Genomic DNA, 22,083 nt, shown 5'->3' on the forward strand with positions numbered 1-22,083 from the left:
TGGCAGGGCCAAAAGGATGGGCGCCCCTTCATTTAGGCGACCAACCGTTGAAATATGGTTTACGGATTGTGACATCGTCCATTTTCCGCACAGTGGCGGATGGGCGATGTCAGACCAAGAGCCATGGGATATGACTCTTGGTCTTTGCATTTTCCCTCATACACCGGGCCGCCGGTCGGCGGCCTCCAAGGGTCATGGGTCATGCCCCTTGGCATTACCTTGGCCAACGGGGCCTCAACCCCGGCGGTCGGGGGAGACGTCGATCGTGTGCGGGGCGTCGCCATTGCCATTGTCGCCCTTGCCGATCTTGATGGTGCGCACCTTCGGCTCCGGAATGGGGCGGCGCAGATCAACGTTCAGCAGGCCGTTATCCATATTGCAGCCCACGACCTCGATCCCTTCGGCCAGGACGAAACTGCGCTGGAACTGCCGGGCGGCGATGCCGCGATGCAGATAGGTGCGGTTCTTGTCGTCGGCCTGCTTGCCCCGGATGACAAGCTGGTTGTCCTCCATCTGCACCTGCAGATCCTCGGGCGTGAAGCCGGCCACGGCCAGGGTGATGCGCAGCCCGTCAGGGCCGGTCTGTTCGATATTGTAGGGCGGATAGCCTTCGTTCGCGTTCTTGGCGATACGGTCCAGCGTGCGTTCAAACTGGTCAAAGCCCAGAAGAAACGGACTGTTGAACAAGGAAAGGCGGGTGGTCAATTCGGGTCCCCTCATGATCGAGCTGGGCCGGGGTCGCTGCCCCGTCACCCCGGCGGCCCAGATAGGCACCGCCGATGGTGTAGTTACGTATAAATGGGTATTGCGCCCAAACGGTCAAGACAAGTCCCCACACCGCCCCAGCCAATCCCCAGAATCTGTGGATAAGTCTGTGAACGGCGCCGGAGTCGCCCCTCTGTTTGCGCGCATGGTTCCGGGGGTGATTAAAAATTGGGCAGATTCGGGACAAGACTTTTCAGGTGCCGGGTGCCATGTCCAGCCATGCCGGGTGAAGGTGCCTATGCCTAGACCGAAAGGGGCAGGAACGGGTCTGACCCTATCCTTTCGCTCTGCTTTCGCCCCTGTGCCTTTCCCGTCACTATCGTTGCGAATTGGTCATTGTGCCTTGATGAATGACCTATATTGCCAGGAACCGGTCATGGCGGACCGGAGGCCGGAAAGGAACGGGCGTGGAAGCCATCAATGAGATGATCTTCCTGGCGGGGCTGATGCTGTTGCTGTCCATCCTGGCCGGCCGCGTCTCCTCGCGGCTGGGCGCGCCGCTGCTGCTGGTCTTTTTGGGCCTTGGCATGCTGGCGGGGGAGGATGGGCCGGGCCGCATCCATTTCGGCGATTTCAAGCTGGCCTATCTGATGGGGTCCACGGCCCTGGCCGTCATTCTGTTCGATGGCGGGCTGCGCACCCATGCCGAGACCTTCCGGCTGGCCCGCTGGCCGGCCTTCAGCCTATCCACGGCAGGGGTGCTGATCACCACGCTGGTGACAGGCGGGCTGGTCTGTCTGGTCATGGGTGTGGGCTGGAAGGAAGGGATGCTGGTGGGGGCCATCATTGCCTCTACCGATGCGGCGGCGGTGTTCTTCCTGCTGAACCTGCGCGGTCTGGCCCTGCGCGGGCGTATTTCGGCGACGCTGGAGGTGGAGTCGGGTCTGAATGATCCGATGGCGGTGCTGCTGACCCTGCTCTGCGTGACGGCCTTGACGACGCCGGGGGAGCTGGAGCCGGTGCATCTGCTGCTGGAACTGGTCCGGCATATTGTCGGCGGCGTGCTGTTCGGGCTGGGGGCCGGCTTCGCGCTGGTCTGGCTGGTCAACCGGCTGGATCTGGCCGACGGTCTGTACCCGATCCTGGCCTTGTCCTTTGCCCTGTTCGTGTTTGGCGGGGCACAGGCGGCGGGCACCTCGGGCTTCATGGCCGTCTATCTGGCGGGCTTCATCCTGGGCAACCGGCCACATAAGGCCGACCGTCTGATCCGCCGTTTCCATGATGGTCTGGCCTGGCTGGCGCAGATCGGGCTGTTCGTGATGCTGGGCCTGCTGGTCACGCCCTCCACGCTGGGCCCTTATATCGTGCCGGGAACGCTGATCGCCTTTGGCCTGATGCTGATCGCCCGGCCGCTGGCCGTGTTTGCCTGTCTGGTGCCGTTCCGGTTCACCCTGGCGGAACGGACCTATATTTCCTGGGTGGGCCTGCGCGGGGCGGTGCCCATCGTGCTGGCCGCCATGCCGATCCTGGCCGGGGTGCCGGGGGCGCAGGCCTATTTCGCGGTGGCCTTTGTCGTCGTGCTGCTGTCGCTGCTGATCCAGGGCTGGACGGTCGGGCCGGCGGCCCGCCTTCTGGGCTTGCTGGCCCCGCCGCAGCCGGAGGCCCCGTCGCGCGCCGATGTCGACCTGCCCGACGGGGCGGGACAATTGGCCGTGTTCACCGTGGCGCGCGACAGCGAGGCGGCGCGGCGCGGCAAGGGCAAGCTGATCATCCCGGAAACGGTCCAGCTTCTGGCCCTGATCCAGAATGGCCGCCCCGTGCGGCCCGAAGATGCCAACCGGTTGCAGCCCGGCGACACCGTTCTGGCCATGGGCGACGGGTCGGCCCTGGCCGTCATGGACCGGATGTTCGGGCGCCGCATCGAAGCCTTTGACGAGGACCGGCCCGCCGGTGATTTTCAGATTGCGGGCGATATGCCGGCCATGGCGGTGGGCGGCATGTATGGGTTTGATGCCGGGGACGATCCGGCGGTGACCCTGTCCACCCTGATCCGCCGCCGCCTGGGCCATGATCCCTCGCTGGGTGACCGGGTGCGGGTGGGGGAGATGGAACTGATCGTGGTCAGCCTGCAAGGTGGCGAGGTCGATGTGGTCGGCATCGACCTGACCCCGCCGGCCACGGGCTGGGCCGGCTTGCGCGACCAGCTGCGCGCCGCTGGCCAGCGCATCCGCCGCCGTCTGGCCAACCCCATGCGCCGGCAGGCTGTGGGTGGAGATTGAGCATCCGTTGGTCGGGGTAAATTGGCCCCATGATATTTTGGGGCCAATTTGATCAAGGCCTTGACCTGGAATGCCATGCAGGCACCCTGTTCCCATCGGACATGAATAATAAACGGGTATGTCTCCATGATCTCTCGTCGTCATTTGCTGGCGCTGGGCGGTGGTACCGCCGTGGCGGCCCTGCTGCCGTCTGTTTTCGCCCCGGCGCTCGCCCAGGAAGGGCCGGCGGATAAGGCGCTCTACGCCTTCTTTGCCGAAACCTTCGAACGTGACGTGGCGCAAAGCCCGCTGCGCGCCATGCAACTGGGCCGCAAGACCCAGTATGACCAGCTGGATGATGTCAGCGATGCGCAGGCCGCCGCCGATATCGAGCAGAACAGGCAGGACCTGGCGCGTCTGGCCCGTGATTTCCCCGATGACAGGCTGTCGCCGCAGGCAAGGCTCTATGCCCACCTGTTCCGGGAACGGGCGCAGGATGAGATCGATGATTTCCGTTGGCGTCACCATCAGTACCCCCTGACCCTGGTCAGTGGTCCGCATGTGAACCTGCCTGTGCAGATGATCAATCAGCACAAGGTGGAAAGCCGGGCCGACGCCGAGGCCTATATCGCCCGGCTGCGGCAGTTCCCGCGCTATTACGCGCAGGTGGAGGAAAGGCTGCGCGCGGCGGATGCTGCCGGCGTCCTGCCGCCCCGCTATTTCTTCCCCGATCTGATCCAGACCTGCCGCAACCAGATCAAGGGCCAGCCCGTGGAGCCGCAATCCACGGCGGAGGCCCCGCTTTTCACCGATATCAAGGCCAAGATCGCCAAGCTGGACCTGCCCGAGGCGGACAAGGCCGCCTTGCTGGAACAGGCGGCGGATGCCATGCGCACCGGCGTGGCGCCGGCCTATCTGTCGCTGATCAAGTGGCTGCAAGGCGCGGCACCCCGGTCCAATCCTGACCATGGCGCCTGGCGCCTGCCCGACGGTCAGGCCTTCTACGCCTCTTGCCTGAAGCGCTGGACCTCGCTGCCGCTGACGGCGGACTACATCCATTCCACCGGTCTGGCCGAGGTCAAGCGCATCCATGGCGAGATGCGGGCCATCATGAAGCAGGTCGGCTTCAAGGGCGATTTGGCCGCCTTCTTCCAGTTCACGCGCCAGGATGACCAGTTCTACTATCCCGACAGCGCCGAGGGTCGGGCCGCCTATCTGAAGCAGGCCGCCGATTATGTCGACGCCATCCGGCCCAAGCTGGATCTGGTCTTCAACCTGAAGCCCAAGGCGCCGATGGAAGTGCGGGCCGTGGAGTCCTTCCGGGAGAAATCCTCCCCCGGCGCCTTCTATAACGGCCCCTCGCCCGATGGGTCGCGCCCCGGCATCTATTATGTGAACCTGTCCAACATGCGCGCCCGGTCGCGCATCGGGCTGGAGACCCTGTCCTATCACGAGGGCATTCCCGGCCATCACATGCAGGTGGCCATTTCCCAGGAATTGTCGGGCGTGCCCGATTTCCAGAAATTCGGCGGCGGCTATTCCGCCTATGGGGAAGGCTGGGCGCTCTATACCGAGTATCTGGCCAAGGAGATGGGCTTCTTCCAGGACCCCTATAATGACTATGGCCGCCTGGAAGCGGAACTGATGCGGGCCATCCGGCTGGTGGTGGATAGCGGCCTGCATGCCAAGAAATGGACCCGGCAGCAGGCCATCGACTATTTCACCACCAATTCCGCCCTGGATCCGGGTGGCGCCGCGCGGGAGATCGACCGCTATATCGGCTGGCCCGGTCAGGCCACCAGCTACAAGATCGGCATGCTGAAGATCCTGGAACTGCGCGAGGCCGCCAAGAAGCGGATGGGGGCGAAGTTCGACATCAAGGGCTTCCATGACACGATCCTCAAGAATGGCCGGATGCCCCTGACCATGCTGACGGAACAGGTTGAGGCTTGGTCCAAGGCCTGACAGCCTGAAACCGGGCGGGACAGGGTATAACCCGCCCGGATTTGGGCCTTTCCCATTGAGGCTTGTCTCAATGGACAGCCTGCAAAGGTCCGATAACCGCCAGCGCCGCTTGGGGCGGCGTGATAGGGGTGGGCCTCGTTTCTGACGGAGCCTGCCCCCATGCGCCTGACCATTTCCACGCTGGCCACCCCCATCGGCACCGCCCTGATCGTGACGGACGGAGCGGGCGCGTTACGGGCCTTGGATTTCGAGGATTACCGGCCCCGCATGGACCGGCTGCTGCGCCGGCATTATGGGGTGGTGGACCTGGATGATGGGCCGGTGCCGGACGCGGTCGCCCAGGCGCTGACCGCCTATTTCGATGGCGACCTGACGGCGCCGGACCGGCTGCCCACAGCCACAAACGGGACCGATTTTCAGCGGCTGGTCTGGACGGAACTGCGCCGGCTGCGGCCCGGTGAGACCGTGAGTTATGGCACAATGTCAGCCCGGATCGGCCGGCCCGCCGCCGTGCGGGCCATGGGGCTGGCCAATGGGGCCAACCCCATCGCCATTGTCGTGCCCTGCCACCGCGTCATCGGGGCCGATGGATCGCTGACCGGCTATGGCGGCGGGCTGCACCGCAAGGAATGGCTGCTGCGGCATGAGAAGGGGTGATTAAACCAGGAGCCTCGGCTGATGACTGATGGCCGTAGGTCGCGGGTGAGCCGCCAAGCGAACCACGACCAAGCGACGGTCCCATTGAATGTCGGGGTTCGGCATGCGCCTCACCCACGACCTACGGGGGGTGAGTATCGAGGGCTAAACCCTGACCCCATCGCGCAGGATGGCGGCCAGCAGGTCGAATTCAATCTTCTCTGCCTTTCGGAAGCGCACGCAGCCCTTGCCATGGTCCAGCTTTGCCCAGGCCTCCTCATGCTGCGGTGGGATCGTCACACCGGTCAGATAGACGGACACGTATTGTTTCTGGCTGACGAAGGCGATGATGGCCTTGCCGTCCACGCTATAGACGGGCATGCCCCACTGCACCCCTTCCACATGGCCGGACAGGTTGGCGCGCACCATCTGGCGCAGCTTTTCCAGCCAGGGGCGGCGGGCGGGATCGGCATCGGCCAGGAAGGCATCGACGTCGGCGGCCTTTGACTGCACCATGATAGCTATTCCTCCCTCAGGCGCCGGGCGCCGCCATCCGGCGGCTTGGGCTTGCGCGGCATGGGCCGCGCGGCGGCAGTCGCCGCCGGACCAACGGTCAAGGCTTTGACCGTTGGTGGTCACCCCCCCCCCCCCATGGAACGGCCAATGGCCGACCCAGTCAATGGGCAGCATGGCAGGAAAGCCGGGCCGCCGCTTGACAGGGACCCGGTGCTTGGCCCCCATAGGGCCATCATGCCCCGCGATCCCGCCCCCCGTCCGAAAACCCTTCGCCATGTCCGCGATCTGGCTGATCATGGCTTGGCGGCCCCTGCCGATCTGCCCGTGCTGGAACAGGTGGCGGCGCAGTTCGCGGTGGCCGTGACGCCGGCCATGGTGGACCTGATCGACCCGACGGACCCCCATGATCCCGTGGCGCGACAGTTCCTGCCCGACGCGCGGGAACTGGATATCAAGGACGAAGAGCTGGCCGATCCCATCGGCGATGATCCGTTCACGCCCGTGAAGGGCATCGTCCATCGCTACAAGGATCGCGTGCTGCTGAAACCCGTCCATGCCTGTCCGGTCTATTGCCGGTTCTGCTTCCGTCGGGAAATGGTGGGGCCGGGGTCGGATGCGCTGAACGCCGACGAACTGGACGCCGCCATCGCCTATATCGCGGGCAATCCGGAGATCTGGGAAGTCATCCTGACGGGTGGCGATCCCATGATCCTGTCGCCGCGCCGCATGGCGGAGATTATCGGGCGGCTGAACACCATCCCGCATCTGGGCCTGGTCCGCATCCATACCCGCGTGCCCGTGGTGGACCCGGCGCGGGTGGATGGGGACATGGTGGCGGCCTTGAAAGGCCCGCGCATTCCCACCTGGGTGGTGCTGCATTCCAACCATTGGCGGGAGTTTGGCGAGGAGGGGCGGGCGGCCATCGCGCGGCTGGTCGATGCCGGCATCCCCATGCTGGGGCAAAGCGTGCTGATGCGCGGGGTCAATGACGATGTCGAGACGCTGACCCGTACTTTCCGCACCATGATCAGCAATCGCATCAAGCCCTATCACCTGAACCATGGCGATCTGGCCAAGGGCACCAGCCATTTCCGCACCAGCGTGGCGGAGGGCCGCGCCTTGATGAAGGGCTTGCGCGGCGATGTGTCCGGCCTGTGCCAGCCCACCTATATCCTGGACATCCCCGGTGGGCACGGGAAGGTGCCGCTGACCGAAAGCTATCTGACCCCGGCGGGTGACGGGGAATGGATCGTGGAAGACCCGCGCGGGGGCAAGCGGCCTTATCAGGGGTGATGGGTGGGTTTTGCCCTCACCCTCCCATTGACTGGCGTCAATGGGCCCCTCCCTCTCCCACGTTCGTGGGCGAGGGGAGAAACTTTGCCCCTCGCCCGCTTTGGCGGGAGAGGGAGGGGCCCGAACGCGTAAGCGTTTGGGAGGGTGAGGGCATCCTCTCTCACTCCACCACGAAATCCAGGCCGATATCGAAATTCTTCACCGAATGGGTCAGCCAGCCCAGGCTGATCAGGGTGACGCCCGTCTCCGCGATGGCGCGGATGGTATCGGGTGTAACGCCGCCCGAGGCTTCGGTGACCATGCGGCCCGCCACCATCTCCACGGCGCGGCGCAGGGTGGCGGGGTCCATATTGTCCAGCAGCACGGCATCGACCTTCAGGTCGATCAGCTCCGCCAGCTGATCCAGGTCATCCACCTCCACCTCGATCTTCACCATATGGCCGGCGCGTGCGCGGGCGCGCTCCACCGCCGCGCGCAGGCCGCCGGCGGCGACAAGGTGGTTGTCCTTGATCAGGACGGCGTCATCGAGCGCGAAACGGTGATTGCCGCCGCCGCCGACGCGCACGGCATATTTCTCCAGCGCGCGCAGGCCGGGCGTGGTCTTGCGGGTGCAGACGATCTGCGCGCCCGTGCCGTCGATCCGGTCGGCCAGCCGCCGCGTCTCGCTGGCGATACCGCAGAGCCGGCCCAGCAGGTTGAGTGCCGTCCGTTCGCCCGACAGGATGGGGCGGGCCGCGCCTTCGACGGTGGCCAGCGTCGTGCCCGGCGCGATGCGGTCGCCATCCTTCACATGCCGGGTGATGGATAGGGTTGGGTCCAGCAGGGTGAAGGCGTGAAGGGCGGCGTCCAGGCCGGCGCAGACGCCATCATGGCGGGCATTGAACAGGGCCGTGGCCGTGGCGTCGGGCGGCACGCAGGCATCGGTGGTGAGATCGCCCGCCATGCCCAGATCCTCCGCCAGGGCCGTGCGGATCAGGGTCTCATACTGGATCGGGTACAGCGGCAGGGTCATCACATCACCGGCAGGGGGGAACGGGGCGGGGCCACGCGGATGCGGGGGGCGGGGCCGGACAGGGTCAAACGTTGACGGTGGCGCCATTCGGCGCGGGATTCCGGCCAGTCGGACCGCTGATGCGCGCCCCGGCTTTCCTGCCGGTTCAGGGCGGCGCGCGTGATCAGGATGGCGGTCAGCAGACGATTGCGCAGCTCCCCCGACAGGCGGATGGCGGCGGGGTCCTGCACCCCGACCTCCAGGTCCAGGCCGGCCTCCAGCGCCTCCAGCTCTGCCAGGGCGCAGGACAGGCCGATACCATCGCGCAGCAGGCCCACGCTTTCGGCCATGATGTCGGCGGCCTGCACCGACACGGCGGCGGCCTGTACGCTGGGCGTCATGGTGGCGGGCAGGTCGGGCAGGGCGATGGGGCCGGGGCGCGGGGGGGGGGAGGCCAGGATGGCATCCGCCGCGCGTTCGGCAAAGACCAGCGCCTCCAGCAGCGAATTGCTGGCCAGACGGTTGGCCCCATGCACACCGGTGCAGGCGACCTCACCGGCGGCATAGAGGCCTTGGATGCTGGTCCGCCCATCCTGATCGGTGACCACGCCACCCATGTGATAATGGGCGGCGGGCGCCACGGGGATGGGCAGGCGGGCGGGGTCCAGGCGGGCGGCGGCACAGATGCCGGCCACGGTCGGGAACTTCACGGCCCCGCCATCGGCCCACAGGGCGCGCAAATCCAGATAGACGGGCAGGCCATTGGCGATACGCCCGCCAATGGCCTTGGCCACCACATCGCGCGGCGCCAGTTCGGCCAGCGGATGGGCCTTCACCATGAAGCGCCCGCCATGTTCATCCAGAAGATGGGCACCGGCCCCGCGCAGCGCCTCCGTCAGCAGCGGCACCTGACCGGTGCGGGTCCCGGCGAGCGCGGTGGGGTGGAACTGCACGAATTCCAGATCGGCCAGGTCGGCCCCGGCGCGGGCGGCCAACGCAATGCCGTCGCCCGTCGCCTCTGCCGGGTTGGTGGTGTGGCGGTACAACTGTCCGATGCCGCCGCAGGCCAGCAGCACGGCTCCGGCGCGGTGGAAGACCCAACCCTGTTCGGCATGATGGGCCAGGACACCGGCCACACCATGGCGGCCCATGACCAGATCCCAGACGAAGGATTTTGCCTGGATACTGATATGGGCGGCGGCGCGGACACGGGCCGACAGATCGGCCATCAGGGTCCGGCCCGTGGCATCGCCACCGGCATGCAGCACGCGGGCCGCCCCATGGGCGGCCTCCCGGCCCAGGCACAGCCGCCCGCTGGCCTCCCGGTCAAAGGGCAGGCCCTGGTTGATCCACCGGGTCAGGCGCTTGGCCCCCTCATCGGTCAACAGCGCCGCCATTTCCGGGTCGGTCAGACCGGCCCCGGCGGCCACCGTGTCGGCGGCATGTTCGGCGGGATCATCGGCGGGGTCGATGGCGGCGGCAATCCCGCCCTGCGCCCAGTTGGAGGAGCCGCCGGGCAGATCATCGGTCTTGGTCAGCACGGTCACGCGCAGCGGGGCCAGCGACAGGGCACCCACCAGCCCGGCCATGCCGGACCCGATGACGATCACGTCGCTGTCACGAAGCTGCATTTTCTTTGCTCCCTCAGGCGCCGGGCGCCGCCATCCGGCGGCTTGGCTTACGGCGCACGTGCGCCGGGCCGGCAGTCGCCGGCCTCCGTCGGGCATGGGCAATGCCCGACGGTACTGCGCTCTTCGCCCGGATGTTGGTCGGGCGCGTCACTTCTTGCCCACTTCCAGCATCCGCTCCACCGCCTGCCGCGCACGACCGGCGATGGCGGGGTCGACATGGACCTGGGGCTGCATGGTTTGCAGGCTTTCCAGGATGTTCGACAGGGTGATGCGGCGCATATGGGGGCAGAGATTGCAGGGGCGGACGAATTCCACCGCCGGGTTGGTGGCTGCCAGATTGTCGGCCATGGAGCATTCGGTGATCAGCAGCACGCGCTTGGGCTGCTGGCCCTCCACATAATCCTGCATCTTGGCGGTGGAGCCGACGAAATCCGCCTCCGCCAGGACATCGGGCGGGCATTCCGGGTGGGCGATGATGGTGATGTCGCCCTTGAACTGGGTCCGGTATGCCCGAAGCTGCTCGCCCGTGAAGCGCTCATGCACCTCGCAATGGCCCTTCCAGGCGATGACCTTCTTCGTCGTCTGGGTCGCCACCCATTTGGCCAGATACTCATCGGGAATGCACAGCACCTCGTCACCGGGCAGGGAGTTGATCACCTCCACCGCGTTGCCCGACGTAATGCAGACATCGCTTTCCGCCTTCACGGCGGCGGATGTGTTGACATAGGTGGCGATCGGCACGCCCGGATAGCGTTCGCGCAGCAGGCGCACATCCGCCGCCGTGATGCTGTCGGCCAGCGAGCAGCCGGCATCCATGGCGGGCATCAGCACGGTCTTTTCCGGCGACAGGATCTTCGCCGTCTCCGCCATGAAATGCACGCCGGCCAGGACGATGACATCGGCATCGGTTTCGGCGGCCTTGCGCGCCAGCAGCAGGCTGTCGCCCACGATATCGGCCACGGTGTGGAAAATCTCCGGCGCCTGATAGTTATGGGCCAGGATGACGGCGTTACGTTCCTTCTTCAGCCGGTTGATGGCGGCCACCAGCGGCGCATGGAAGGGCCATTCCACCTCCGGGATCACGCCCTTGACCCGGTCATAGATCGGCTTGGTGGCCTCGGCCACTTCAGGGCTGTAGGACAGGTCGAGGGGGGCGGACATGGCGGCGGCTCCGGCAAGGACTTATGCTCGATTTGAGCATTACTCTCCCTTATGCTCGCGCAGAGTATAAGGGGTGTCAAGCCCGCGTCGGCATGGCGTCACGCATCCGTCACAGTTCGGACCGGTGGGATTCGCATGTGTGCGGCGCAACATCGTTGCGTGGGGCGCGGGATGGGTTCGATGGCGTTAACCCTGTGAAACATGTGGAACGGGATTCTTGCGGGTTTCAGTTCATGTTCCGGTGATCGTGACCGATCCCCGGCCTCAGTCACCGGCGCCGACATCCGTCGGCTTGGCTTACGCGCCATGGGGCGCGCGGCGGCAGTCGCCGCCGAACCAGATACTGGTGAGTTCTTCTCACCAGTATCTGGTTTCAGTCGTCGTGATGCTTGCCCTTCATGGCGAGCCAGTTGGCGTGGGCGATGAGGCGGGCGGCGGTGAGGCCGGGGATGCCGTCGGGGCCGTCGGCGTCAGGGCGGCTATTGTGCAGAAGCCAGGCCAGCAGGCGGACGGAGCTTTGCGGGTGGCGGGTTGGGCCGGGGCGGCGGGGGCTGTGGGGTGGGGTGGGGATGGGGCGGGGGTGGGCGCGGTAGGGGGTTTTGGGAGATGGCCCGGCGGTCCTTGTTGCCTCCCCCTTCGTCATCCCGGCGGAAGCCGGGTCCCAGGGGGCAGGGGCGCCATCGTTTTCCGGGGCGTTTTCCGGGGCGTGGGTCGGGGGTGGGGAGGAGAGGTCGCGCGCTTGGCCCCTGGGTCCCGGCTTTCGCCGGGATGACGAGGGAAGGGGATTGGGGTGGGCGACGGGTGACGGTCGGATCGGTCCTGGCGGGCGCAGGCCGGTGGGGGGCTCCGGCGCGGGGCTTTCCTCCATGAGGGGCAGGGGTGTGTCGGGGCCGGGCGGGGTGGCGAGGTCGGCCAGGATGGCGCCTTCCTTGGTGTCGGCAGGCCACCAGCCCTGGGGGACGCGGGCATAGCCGGGCTTGGGCGGCTTTTCGGCCTGTTGCAGCAGGGATTCGCCAAGGCCCAGCCGTTCGGCGGCCCAGAGCGTGGCGCGCATATTGCCGTCGGCCACCGCGCGGTAGATCGTGTCCACCACCAGTTCGCGCATGGCCATGAACCGGCTGTCCGCCTCCCGCCGCATCAGGGCGCGTTCTTCGGCCACGCGGCGGCGCAGATTGTGGGAACCGTTGATGGCGCGCCAGATGGTGGTGCGCGACAGTTTGTAATGTTCCGCGATCTTGATGATCGGCACGCCGGCAGCCAGGTGAAAGGCGATCTTGGCCCAGGTGGGTTCATCCGCCGCGCGGGAATTATATCCTGCCATCAGGCGGGGGCTGCTGGCGGCGTCATCGTTGGGGGCCGGGCGGGACGCCCCCGGTTCGCCCCCGTTGGCGGCTATTTCGGCGCGGATGGCGTCCTGGCGCTGGCGCAGGGAAAGGCCGGAGAGGTTGGGTTGCATGGGGGCGCTCCGTGAGGGGGTGGGAGCGTGATCCTGGCATAATTTAGGAAAATATTCCATAGATGGGGTTGGGCATACGCCCTTTCTCGTCATCCCGGCGAAAGCCGGGACCCAGGAGCCACAAGATCAAAGTTTGCCGCAGACACGCGAAAGATTGTTCGGCGGTCGGGCGCTTGGCCCCTGGGTCCCGGCTTGTCGCCGGGATGACGAAGAAGGCAGTGATACCCAGGAAAACAGTGATGATGACGGGGACCGGACGTTGGCAGGGGCGATCCCCCCTAATTCACCGCCATCAGGCCCCGGAACAGGCTGGTGGCGTCGGTGCCGTTCAGGGTGACCTGACCTGTGGGCGTGATGGTCAGGGCATATTGGTGGGTGGTGCCTTCGGGTCCCGGTTCGGGGCGGCCCAGGCCCTGTAGCGCGTAAAGGCCGATGGCCAGCGTGGCGCCGTTGGCGCCCATGGACCGGTTGATGCCGGTGATGATCTTGTCCACGCCGCGCAGCGACAGGGCGGCATTGCCCGTCACGCCGCTGGCATTGCCGGGGCCGAAGCGGAAATCGCCCTGGCCCAGGATGGTGGAATTGGGGTTCCAGAGATTGAGTTTGGACAGTTTGATGGCACTGCCCGCCGCCGCCAGGGCCGGGGTCCAGCCATCCGCCGGCTTGGCCCCCGTCAAAAGCGCCTTGGGCAGGGATGTGCCGGTCAGGTTGATGGCGGCGCGCACGGGCAACAGGCCCTGATCCAGGCCGGGTCCGGTATGGCTCAACCCGGCATGGGTCCAGTCCAGGGCCAGGGATGCCTTGGCCGATGACAGGCCGGACAGGGTCAGCTTGCCTTTGCCCGTTTCCAGCGCGCTGCGCGTGCCATCGTCGCGCACCTGACGAAAGCCGGCGATGTCGGCGGAAAGGTCGGCATTGCGGGCAATGCGGTCCAGATGGGCGCGGTCGCCGCTGGCCAGCAGATCGCCCATGCGGCGCATGTCCAGACCATCGGCCCCGCCATCCAGGCGCAGACGCTGCACCGACAGCCGGTCGATGCCCATCGGGTCCTTTAACGACAGGGCATCCAGCGCCAGCGACACACGCCCGCTCCACAACCCATCCTTCATGGATTTGGGCGTCAGGATCAGGCGCAGGGCCGACAGGCTGCCGGTACCAGCGCCCAGGGCCGGCTTGAAGGTCGCATTGCCGATGTCGAGATCGGCGGAGAGCAGGGAGCGGCCATCGCCGCTGATGGCAAGGGTCAGGTTCTGCCGGGCCAGCGCAATGTCGCCCAGGCGGAAGCCATTGCCGCCATACAGCGTCAGACCCTGCGGCAGGCGCAGTTTCAATTGCCACGACCCGTCGGGGCGGGGGGTGGCGTCACCCTCCACCAGCGGCGCCTCCACCATCCAGCCATCATTGGCGGCCAGCCGCAGGATGGGGATGCGCAGCTGATACAGGCCGGCCTTTTCCGTCACCGCCACATCGGGCACACGCTCCACATGCAGCCGGTCACGGCTGCTGGCCGATTCCGACAGGCGGCGGGTCAGCATATCCTTCAGGGACGCCGCCTGTTCCGGGCTGGCCCCGGCGGGGGCGGCGAGGGAGAAGGCGAGGATGGCGAGGAGGAGCAGCGCTTTCTTCATGCCTGATGATCTGACCCGCACAGATGGCTTTTCCATGGCCGGGCTTGCATTATCACAGGCGTCCGCCCATGGATAAAAACCATGAATGCTCATTCATCCTCTGCGGCGGGACTGGCCACGGTTGGGACTGGCCGGGTGCTGGCGGTCCTTGGACCCACCAATACCGGCAAGACCTATCTGGCCATGGAACGCATGGCGGCCCATGCCACCGGCATGATCGGCTTTCCGCTGCGTCTGCTGGCGCGCGAGAATTATGACAAGCTGGTGCGGATGAAAGGGGCCAATCACGTGGCCCTGGTGACGGGGGAGGAGAAGATCATCCCGCCGGCCCCGCGCTACTGGGTCTGTACGGTGGAAAGCATGCCGCTGGAACGGCAGGTGGCGTTCCTGTGCGTGGATGAGATCCAGCTTTGCGCCGATGGCGAACGCGGGCACATCTTCACCGACCGGCTGCTGCATGCGCGCGGCGGGGAGGAGACGATGTTTTTAGGCTCGGACATGATCCGGCCCCTGATCCAGAAGCTGATCCCCAAGGTGGAGATCATCACCCGCCCGCGCTTTTCCAAGCTGAGTTTCGGGGGGCACAAGAAGCTGACCAAGCTGCCGCCGCGCAGCGCCGTCACCGCCTTTTCCGTGACGGAGGTCTATCAGCTGGCCGAGATGGTGCGGCGGTCGCGCGGTGGCACGGCGGTGGTGATGGGGGCGCTGTCCCCCCGTACCCGCAATGCCCAGGTGGCCATGTATCAGGCGGGCGATGTCGATTATCTGGTGGCGACCGATGCCATCGGCATGGGCCTGAACATGGATGTGGACCATGTCTGGTTCGCCCGCATGAACAAGTTCGATGGGCAGCGCCCGCGCCGCCTGACGGCACCGGAGGTGGCGCAGATCGGCGGGCGGGCCGGGCGGCACCAGACGGATGGCACCTTCGGCACTACCTGGGACTGCTCCCCCCTGGATGATGATATCGTGCAGGCGGTGGAGAACCATACGTTCCCGCCGCTGCAACAGCTGAGCTGGCGCAACAGCGAGCTGGATACGCGGTCGGTGGAGGGCTTGCTGCGCAGCCTGGAGGCGCCGTCGCCATCGCCGCTGCTGATCCGTGGCCGGTCTGCCGATGATGTGGAGGCGTTGAAGGCGCTGGCCGGTGACGCGGAGGTCATGGGCCTGACGCGGCGTCCGCGCGGGGTGAAGATGCTGTGGGAGGTCTGTCAGGTGCCAGACTTCCGCAAGACCATGACGGACGCGCATACGAGGCTGCTGGGTCAGCTGTACCGGCATCTGATGGCGCCGGGCGGGCGGTTGCCCAATGATTTCGTGGCCGGACAGGTGCAGCGGCTGGATAATCTGAACGGCGATATCGACACGCTGGTGTCGCGCATCGCCCATATCCGCACCTGGACCTATATCAGCCACCGCGCCGATTGGGTGGCCGATCCCAAGCATTGGCAGGGCTTGACGCGCGGGATTGAGGATCGGCTGTCGGACGCGCTGCATGAACGGCTGACGCAGCGCTTTGTTGATAAGCGCTCGGCGGGGCTGGTGAAATCGCTGCGCGACGGGCGCGACCTGACGGGGTTTGTCACCGCCGACGGGACGGTGGTGGTGGAAGGCCATGCGGTGGGGGCGCTGCGGGGCCTTGGCTTTGAGATGCAGGCCGATGTGGGGGAGGATGATGCCCCCACCCTGATGACCGCCGCGCGCCGGGCCCTGCGTGAGGAGATTGCGCGCAGGGTGGCAGCGGTTGAGGCGGCGGGGGACGATGCCTTTGCTCTGGGTCCCGACGGGGTGCTGCGCTGGGACCAGGTGGAGGTCGGGCGGCTGATACCGGGGGAGCGGCTGCTGTCGCCGGGGGTGCGGCTGCTGCGCGATGATCTGCTGGAAGGGGTGCAGCGGGAGCGGGTGAGGGGGCGGTTGCTGGGGTTCGTTCAGGCCCGCGTGCGCGCCGATCTGGCCCCGCTGGTCCGGCTGGAGACGGCGGAGATCAAGGGGGCGGCGCGCGGGGTGGTGTTTCAGCTGTCGGAAGCGGCCGGGATATTGCCGCGTGAGGCGGTGGCGGGATTGCTGCCGGGGATCGACAAGCCGCAGCGGGTGGCGCTGGAACGGCTGGGCGTGCGGTTCGGGGTGGGGCAGATCTTCCTGCCGGGCCTGATCAAGCCGCGTGCCGCCGCGATGCTGGGCCTGCTCTGGGCGGTGCGGCAGGGACTGTCCCTGCCGGTGTCGTTGCCGCCGCCGGGGCGGATTTCGGTGGCGCGGGAGGGGACGGACGATGGGTTGCTGCGCGCTGCCGGTTACCTGCCGCTGGGGCCGCGGGCCGTGCGGGTGGATATGGCGGACCGGTTGATGCAGGTGATTACCGACCGGTCGGGTGATGGCAGGCTGACCGACCTGTCGGGTCTGGCGCCGCTGGCCGCCTGTTCCAACGCCGAGGTTCCGGCCATCCTGACGGCCCTGGGCTGGCGCTTGCGGAAAAAGCCGCCCTTGGTGGAAGGGCAGGAGGTGCCGCCCGATATCTGGGTTCGGCGGAAGCCCGACATGCCGGTGGTTGCAGCGGTGGAGAGGGTACGCGTGGATGCCGATAATCCCTTTGCCGCCCTGGCCGGTCTGAAGGAAAAGATGCTGGCGGTGCCGGCCCCGGTACGGGCCGGACGGCGGCGACGACGCGGGGGGAAGGGGGCAACGCCATGATCGATCTGTCCATCCTGCTGCGCGATGCCGAACAGCGCCTGACGGCGCGGGGCGTGGAAGAGGCGCGGCTGGACCTGCTATATCTGGCCGAACGGGCCTTTGGCATTCCCGTTTCCCGCCTGCGCCGGCCCGACGGGTTGACGGGCACGGCAGAACAGGTGGCTTCGTTCAACGCGCTGGTCGACCGGCGGGCGGCGCGCGAGCCGGTGCAGCGCATCCTGGGCGATTGGGAATTCTGGGGCCTGACCCTGGCGCTGGGTCCGGAAACCCTGATCCCCAGGCCGGATACGGAAACGCTGGTGGAGGGGGTGTTGAAGGCCTGCCCCGACCGGGCGCGACCCTGGCGTATCCTGGATCTGGGCACGGGCACGGGGGCCATCCTGCTGGCGCTGCTGTCGGAATATCCGGCGGCGTTCGGGGTGGGGGTGGACCTCTCGCCCGACGCGGCGATGGTGGCGCAGGCGAACGCGGTGTCGCTGGGCCTGTCGGCGCGGGCGGCGTTTGTGGCGGGGTCGTGGGTGGAGGCGCTGGGCGGCGGGTTCGACATTATTGTCTCCAACCCGCCTTATATCCCCGATGCCGAGATTGCGGGGCTGGCGCCGGAGGTGGCGCGGTTTGAGCCGTGGCGGGCGCTGGCCGGGGGGGCGGATGGTCTTGACCCCTATCGCCATCTGGTGCGCGAGTTGCCGCCGCTGCTGTCGCCCGGCGGGCTGGTCGGGTTCGAACATGGGGCGGATCAAGGGCCGGCGGTGGCGGACCTGATGCGCGGGGCCGGGTTTGGGGATGTCGTCACTTTGCGCGACCTGGGTGGACGCGACCGGGTGGCCATGGGGCGGGGTTCTGGCCGCGATTGACGGCGGTGTCGGACGCTCCCTATCCTCCCCCTCCCCAAACAGGCCGGCGGATGCGCGCGGCGGATCGGTGAAGGAGGGGGAGGAAATGTTCAGCCATGTCATTCTCGGTGCCAATGATATCGAGGCATCGAAGGCTTTCTATGATGCGACCCTGGCGGCGCTGGGCATTGCGCCTGGCTATTACGACCCCAAGGGCCGGGTCTTCTATCGCACGCCCACGGGGACGCTGGGCATCACCAAGCCCATCAATGGCCAGCCGGCCACCTGTGCCAATGGCGGCACCATCGGGTTCGGCGCCAAGTCGCCGGAAGAGGTGGATGCCTGGCACGCCGCCGGCATTGCCAATGGCGGCACCACCTGTGAGGACCCGCCCGGCCTGCGCAGCATGGGCGAGATGAAGCTGTACCTGGCCTATCTGCGCGATCCGGCAGGCAACAAGCTGTGTGGCCTGTACCGCGTTCCGGCCTGACCGGCGTGGGTCTGCGATACCAACGGTCAGCACGGCTGACCGTTGGTACGGCGGCGACTGCCGCCGCGCGGCCCATGCCGCGCAAGCCCAAGCCGCCGGATGGCGGCGCCCGGCGCCTGAGGGAACAGATAAATTCGTCTTCCACCTGTTACGCATCCGTAAAAAACCCTTGGAATGCAAGGCGACTATCGCTAGGGTCCGCTTCGGACGGCAGCAGCGCGTGGGGCGCCTGCCGTGGCAAAGCCCTCGGACCGGGGCTTATGCGTCCCAGGGCCAAGGCGATCAAACGCCGCCCGAACAGGTCAAGGCCGATAAAAACGGATAAGACGGGACGGCATGGTGTCCGGGGGCTTCGATAACCAGGGGCCGAGCATATAGCGAATGAGACAGGGACCCAATAATCAGCAGCAGCGGCGTCGTGGCCGCGGTGGCAATGGCGGTGGTGGTAACGGCGGTGGCAATAATGGTGGCGGCGGTAATCGCCGTCAGAACATGCCGCTGCGTCACCAGAATTTCGACAGCAGCGGTCCGGATGTGCGCATCCGCGGCAACGCCTTCCAGGTCTATGAAAAGTATCAGGCCCTGGCGCGTGATGCCCATACGTCCGGCGACCGGGTGGCGGCGGAGAATTATCTCCAGCATGCCGAGCATTATTACCGCATCATCTGCCAGATCAACGAACAGGAAGGCCGCGCCCGCCAGCATGTGCCGCGCTATGACGGCGATGAGGGCGAAGGCGGCGATGACGGCATGGGTGATGGCGATCCGGGCGAAAGCGACCAGCCGGCGGCGTAAGACTTGTCGGCCCCTGGGACGGCCCCTCTTCGTCATCCCGGCGATAAGCCGGGACCCAGGGGCCACGCGCCCGACCGCTGTGCTGTGCTTTGACCATGGCAGCGCCAACGTGCGATCCTGCACCCCCTGGGTCCCGGCTTGTCGCCGGGATGACGAGGGGAGCGCGGAAGGGACGCATCCGGCATGGCGCAGACGCGGTCGGCCTGGGATCAGGCTGTCGATGACTGGATTTCATCGCTTCCGGGCCTGCTGACGGCACCGGAATCGGTGCTGTGGTGGCCGGGCCTGGCCGTCGGTCTGATCGGGGCCGTCTGGTTCGGGCGTGACCGCGCGCTGTGGGGGCGGGCCGCCGATTATTGGCGCGAGCTGCCCATCGATGCCGGATGCTTCATCGCCAATTCGGCCCTGCCATTTCTGCTGTCGCCCTTGCTGTTCACCCTGTCGCTGATCGCCAGCCAGGGGGCGGCGGCCTTTGCCGGGGTGTTGATCGGCGGCGGGGCCACGGACATTCCGGATTGGCCGCTGCTGTTGCTGGCCGCTCTTGCCGCCTTTGTGGCGGGCGATTTCGCGCTTTACTGGACCCACCGGCTTTTCCATGCGGTACCGCTGCTGTGGCGCAGCCACCGGCTGCACCATGCCCCGCCTGTCCTGACGCCGCTGACCGCCTTCCGCTTCTGGCCGTGGGAGCAGGTGGTGCATCTGTCGGGCAATATGATCGGCCAGGGGGTGGGGCTGGGGTTCGTGGCCGGACTGGCGGGGACGCAGGTGCCGGCCCTGACGGTGCTGGGCGTCAATATCTTCATGCTGGGATGGGGTCTGGCCTTCGCGCATCTGCGCCACAGCCCCGTACCGATGCCGTTCCCGCGCGCGCTGTCGGGCTGGCTGATCTCCCCCCATATGCATCAGTTGCATCATTCCATGGCGAACCAGCACCGGGACCGGAATTTCGGTACCGCGCTCGCCCTCTGGGACCGGATGTTCGGGACCTATGCGCTGCCGGAAAAGGGGGAGCGGTTCCGGTTTGGGGCTGGGGGCTGATACCCCCTCGCATGCCCGCCCCGGCCTGGGCGCGCATTGACCCTTTCCGGGCTTTTCCATAGGGTTGCCGCCTTGTTTTTCTTTCTTCGGTGACATGTGATGAGCAGCGAACAGGAACTGGCGCTTGGGGCGAAGGCTTGGCCGTTTGAGGAGGCGCGCAAGCTGGTGGCGCGTCTTGGTGGCAAAGCCCCGCCCAAAGGCTATGTCCTGTTCGAAACCGGCTATGGTCCGTCGGGCCTGCCGCATATCGGCACCTTTGGCGAGGTGGCGCGCACCACCATGGTGCGCCGCGCCTTTGAACGGCTGCTGCCGGGCGTGCCCACGCGCCTGTTCGCCTTTTCCGACGATATGGATGGGCTGCGCAAGGTCCCCGACAATGTGCCCAACCGCGAGTTGCTGGCCCAGCATCTGGGCAAGCCGCTGACCAAGGTGCCCGACCCGTTCGGCAAGTTCGAAAGCTTCGGCCATCACAACAATGCGATGCTGCGGGATTTCCTGGATCGTTTCGGTTTCGAATACGAGTTCCAGTCGGCCACCGACTGGTATACGTCCGGTCGTTTCGATGCGGCATTGCTGGCCGTCCTGCGCCATTACGACGAGGTGATGGCCGTGATGCTGCCCACCTTGGGGGCCGAGCGTCAGGCGACCTACAGCCCGTTCCTGCCCGTCAGCCCGTCCACGGGCCGGGTGCTGCAGGTGCCGCTGCTGGAACGCAATGTCGATGCTGGCACCATCGTCTATGAGGATGAGGACGGCAGGAAGGTGGAGACGCCGGTCACCGGCGGGGCCGTCAAGCTGCAATGGAAGCCGGACTGGGCCATGCGCTGGCTGGCGCTGGGTGTCGATTATGAAATGGCCGGCAAGGATTTGATCCCGTCGGTCGAACTGGCCGGCAAGATCGTGAAGATCCTGGGCGGCACCCCGCCCGACGGCTTCAACTACGAACTGTTCCTGGACGAGAAGGGGCAGAAGATCTCCAAGTCGAAGGGCAATGGCCTGACGATGGAGGAATGGCTGCGCTATGCCCCGCCGGAAAGTCTGGCGCTGTATATGTTCAACAAGCCGCGCGCGGCCAAGAAGCTGTATTTCGACGTGATCCCGCGCGCCGTGGATGAATATCTGACGTTTGTGGAGAAGTTCGACGCGCTGGAGCCGGCACAGAAGCTGGAGACCGCCGTCCACCACATCCATGACGGCGTGGTGCCGGATGATGTGCGGGGCACGGCGGGCCTGACCTTCGGCCTGCTGCTGAACCTCGCGGGGGCGGCGAACGCCGAAAGTGCCGATGTGATGTGGGGCTTCATCCGTCGCTATGCGCCGGGCGCGTCGCCGGAGACGGCACCGTTCCTGGACAAGCTGGTCGGCTATGCCGTCACCTATTACCAGGATTTCGTGAAGCCCACGAAACAGTACCGCGCACCCAGCGAGCAGGAGCGGGCGGCCATCACCGAGCTGCGCGCCGTCCTGGCCGATATCGCTACCGACACGCCCGCCGACCAGTTGCAGAATCAGGTGTTCGAGGTTGGCAAGAAGCATGGCTTCACCGAATTGCGCGCCTGGTTCCAGGCGCTGTACGAGGTGCTGCTGGGCCAGACCACCGGCCCGCGCATGGGCAGCTTCATCGCGCTCTACGGCGTGAAGGAGACGGTGGCCATGATCGATGCGGCGCTGGCGCGGTAAGGGGGCGGTTCTCCGTTTGCTTTGCTCGCTCTCTTCGTCATCCCGGCGACAAGCCGGGACCCAGGATAAGGCGCGGTTAGCGCCGGTATGAGTCATGTCGCAGCTACCGCTGCTCTCGCTGGGTCCCGGCTTTCGCCGGGATGACGATTGAATGGGCAACATTATACCGGGCGGGCCGTCGCAAATGGCCCGCCCGAATTTTTTGCCAAGCCTGCCGCCAAATGGCCCTAATCCCGTCCTGAACCTGCCCAGAGCGGCTGTTGTTCTGCGGGGGTCGACAGCGCCGGCTTCCCGCCCCGAACCGGTCTGTCGGCTTCCT

Annotated in this window: 17 protein-coding genes; 10 read left to right on the forward strand and 7 right to left on the reverse strand. The window is 66.6% G+C overall.

Features of this window, described 5'->3' with window-relative positions:
* Positions 1 to 234: 234 nt before the first annotated feature.
* Positions 235 to 705 carry an Hsp20 family protein gene (locus tag ACODSP_RS06245; RefSeq protein ID WP_488964757.1) on the reverse strand — a complete coding sequence of 157 codons (471 nt, stop codon included), beginning with the start codon at positions 703 to 705 and terminating at the stop codon, positions 235 to 237.
* Between the two features lie 467 nt (positions 706 to 1,172).
* On the opposite strand from ACODSP_RS06245, the gene ACODSP_RS06250 reads away from it, so the two are divergent.
* The 3 genes from ACODSP_RS06250 (at position 1,173) to ACODSP_RS06260 (ending at position 5,585) form a co-directional block, all read left to right on the forward strand.
* Positions 1,173 to 2,984, forward strand: coding sequence for a potassium/proton antiporter (locus tag ACODSP_RS06250; RefSeq protein ID WP_082372318.1), 1,812 nt, complete (start codon positions 1,173 to 1,175; stop codon positions 2,982 to 2,984).
* Positions 2,985 to 3,110: 126 nt separating this feature from the next.
* Positions 3,111 to 4,928, forward strand: coding sequence for a DUF885 domain-containing protein (locus tag ACODSP_RS06255; protein ID WP_488964758.1), 1,818 nt, complete (start codon positions 3,111 to 3,113; stop codon positions 4,926 to 4,928).
* Between the two features lie 159 nt (positions 4,929 to 5,087).
* Positions 5,088 to 5,585 (forward strand): methylated-DNA--[protein]-cysteine S-methyltransferase, encoded by a 498-nt coding sequence (locus ACODSP_RS06260; protein WP_488964759.1) that lies wholly within the window; start codon positions 5,088 to 5,090, stop codon positions 5,583 to 5,585.
* A 144-nt stretch (positions 5,586 to 5,729) separates the two neighbouring features.
* On the opposite strand, the gene ACODSP_RS06265 is transcribed toward ACODSP_RS06260, so the two are convergent.
* Positions 5,730 to 6,080, reverse strand: coding sequence for an iron chaperone (locus tag ACODSP_RS06265; RefSeq protein ID WP_488964760.1), 351 nt, complete (start codon positions 6,078 to 6,080; stop codon positions 5,730 to 5,732).
* A 234-nt stretch (positions 6,081 to 6,314) separates the two neighbouring features.
* Between ACODSP_RS06265 and ACODSP_RS06270 the strand changes: the two genes are divergently transcribed.
* Positions 6,315 to 7,373, forward strand: a complete 1,059-nt coding sequence (locus tag ACODSP_RS06270; RefSeq protein ID WP_488964761.1) for a lysine-2,3-aminomutase-like protein — start codon at positions 6,315 to 6,317, stop codon at positions 7,371 to 7,373.
* Between the two features lie 160 nt (positions 7,374 to 7,533).
* Here the strand turns inward: ACODSP_RS06270 and nadC are convergent, their stop codons facing one another.
* The 5 genes from nadC to ACODSP_RS06295 form a co-directional block, all read right to left on the reverse strand.
* Positions 7,534 to 8,385, reverse strand: a complete 852-nt coding sequence (gene nadC, locus ACODSP_RS06275) for a carboxylating nicotinate-nucleotide diphosphorylase (RefSeq protein WP_488964762.1) — start codon at positions 8,383 to 8,385, stop codon at positions 7,534 to 7,536.
* Positions 8,385 to 9,995, reverse strand: coding sequence for an L-aspartate oxidase (locus ACODSP_RS06280; protein WP_488964763.1), 1,611 nt, complete (start codon positions 9,993 to 9,995; stop codon positions 8,385 to 8,387). The genes nadC and ACODSP_RS06280 overlap by 1 nt, the downstream gene beginning before the upstream one ends.
* A gap of 147 nt (positions 9,996 to 10,142) precedes the next feature.
* Positions 10,143 to 11,156: a quinolinate synthase NadA gene (gene nadA, locus ACODSP_RS06285; RefSeq protein ID WP_054167955.1), complete on the reverse strand. Its 1,014-nt coding sequence runs from the start codon at positions 11,154 to 11,156 to the stop codon at positions 10,143 to 10,145.
* Positions 11,157 to 11,529: 373 nt separating this feature from the next.
* Positions 11,530 to 12,612 carry a hypothetical protein gene (locus tag ACODSP_RS06290; RefSeq protein WP_488964764.1) on the reverse strand — a complete coding sequence of 361 codons (1,083 nt, stop codon included), beginning with the start codon at positions 12,610 to 12,612 and terminating at the stop codon, positions 11,530 to 11,532.
* 278 nt (positions 12,613 to 12,890) lie between these two features.
* Positions 12,891 to 14,240, reverse strand: coding sequence for a hypothetical protein (locus ACODSP_RS06295; protein ID WP_488964765.1), 1,350 nt, complete (start codon positions 14,238 to 14,240; stop codon positions 12,891 to 12,893).
* A gap of 81 nt (positions 14,241 to 14,321) precedes the next feature.
* Here ACODSP_RS06295 and ACODSP_RS06300 point away from each other — a divergent pair, with 81 nt between their 5' ends.
* From ACODSP_RS06300 to ACODSP_RS06325, 6 genes are all read left to right on the forward strand, one after another.
* On the forward strand, positions 14,322 to 16,928 hold the full coding sequence (locus tag ACODSP_RS06300) for a helicase-related protein (protein ID WP_488964766.1): 2,607 nt from the start codon (positions 14,322 to 14,324) through the stop codon (positions 16,926 to 16,928).
* The gene (gene prmC / locus ACODSP_RS06305) at positions 16,925 to 17,782 is read left to right on the forward strand and encodes a peptide chain release factor N(5)-glutamine methyltransferase (RefSeq protein WP_488964767.1); all 858 of its coding nucleotides are present in this window, start codon (positions 16,925 to 16,927) and stop codon (positions 17,780 to 17,782) included. Before ACODSP_RS06300 ends, prmC begins: the two co-directional genes overlap by 4 nt.
* Positions 17,783 to 17,867: 85 nt before the next feature.
* Positions 17,868 to 18,251, forward strand: coding sequence for a VOC family protein (locus tag ACODSP_RS06310; protein WP_488964768.1), 384 nt, complete (start codon positions 17,868 to 17,870; stop codon positions 18,249 to 18,251).
* Between the two features lie 381 nt (positions 18,252 to 18,632).
* Positions 18,633 to 19,046: a DUF4167 domain-containing protein gene (locus tag ACODSP_RS06315; protein ID WP_488964769.1), complete on the forward strand. Its 414-nt coding sequence runs from the start codon at positions 18,633 to 18,635 to the stop codon at positions 19,044 to 19,046.
* Between the two features lie 183 nt (positions 19,047 to 19,229).
* Positions 19,230 to 20,084 carry a sterol desaturase family protein gene (locus ACODSP_RS06320; protein WP_488964770.1) on the forward strand — a complete coding sequence of 285 codons (855 nt, stop codon included), beginning with the start codon at positions 19,230 to 19,232 and terminating at the stop codon, positions 20,082 to 20,084.
* 99 nt (positions 20,085 to 20,183) lie between these two features.
* Positions 20,184 to 21,764 (forward strand): lysine--tRNA ligase, encoded by a 1,581-nt coding sequence (locus tag ACODSP_RS06325; RefSeq protein WP_488964771.1) that lies wholly within the window; start codon positions 20,184 to 20,186, stop codon positions 21,762 to 21,764.
* Positions 21,765 to 22,083 lie beyond the last annotated feature (319 nt).

The organism is Niveispirillum sp. FG156 (assembly GCF_057809555.1).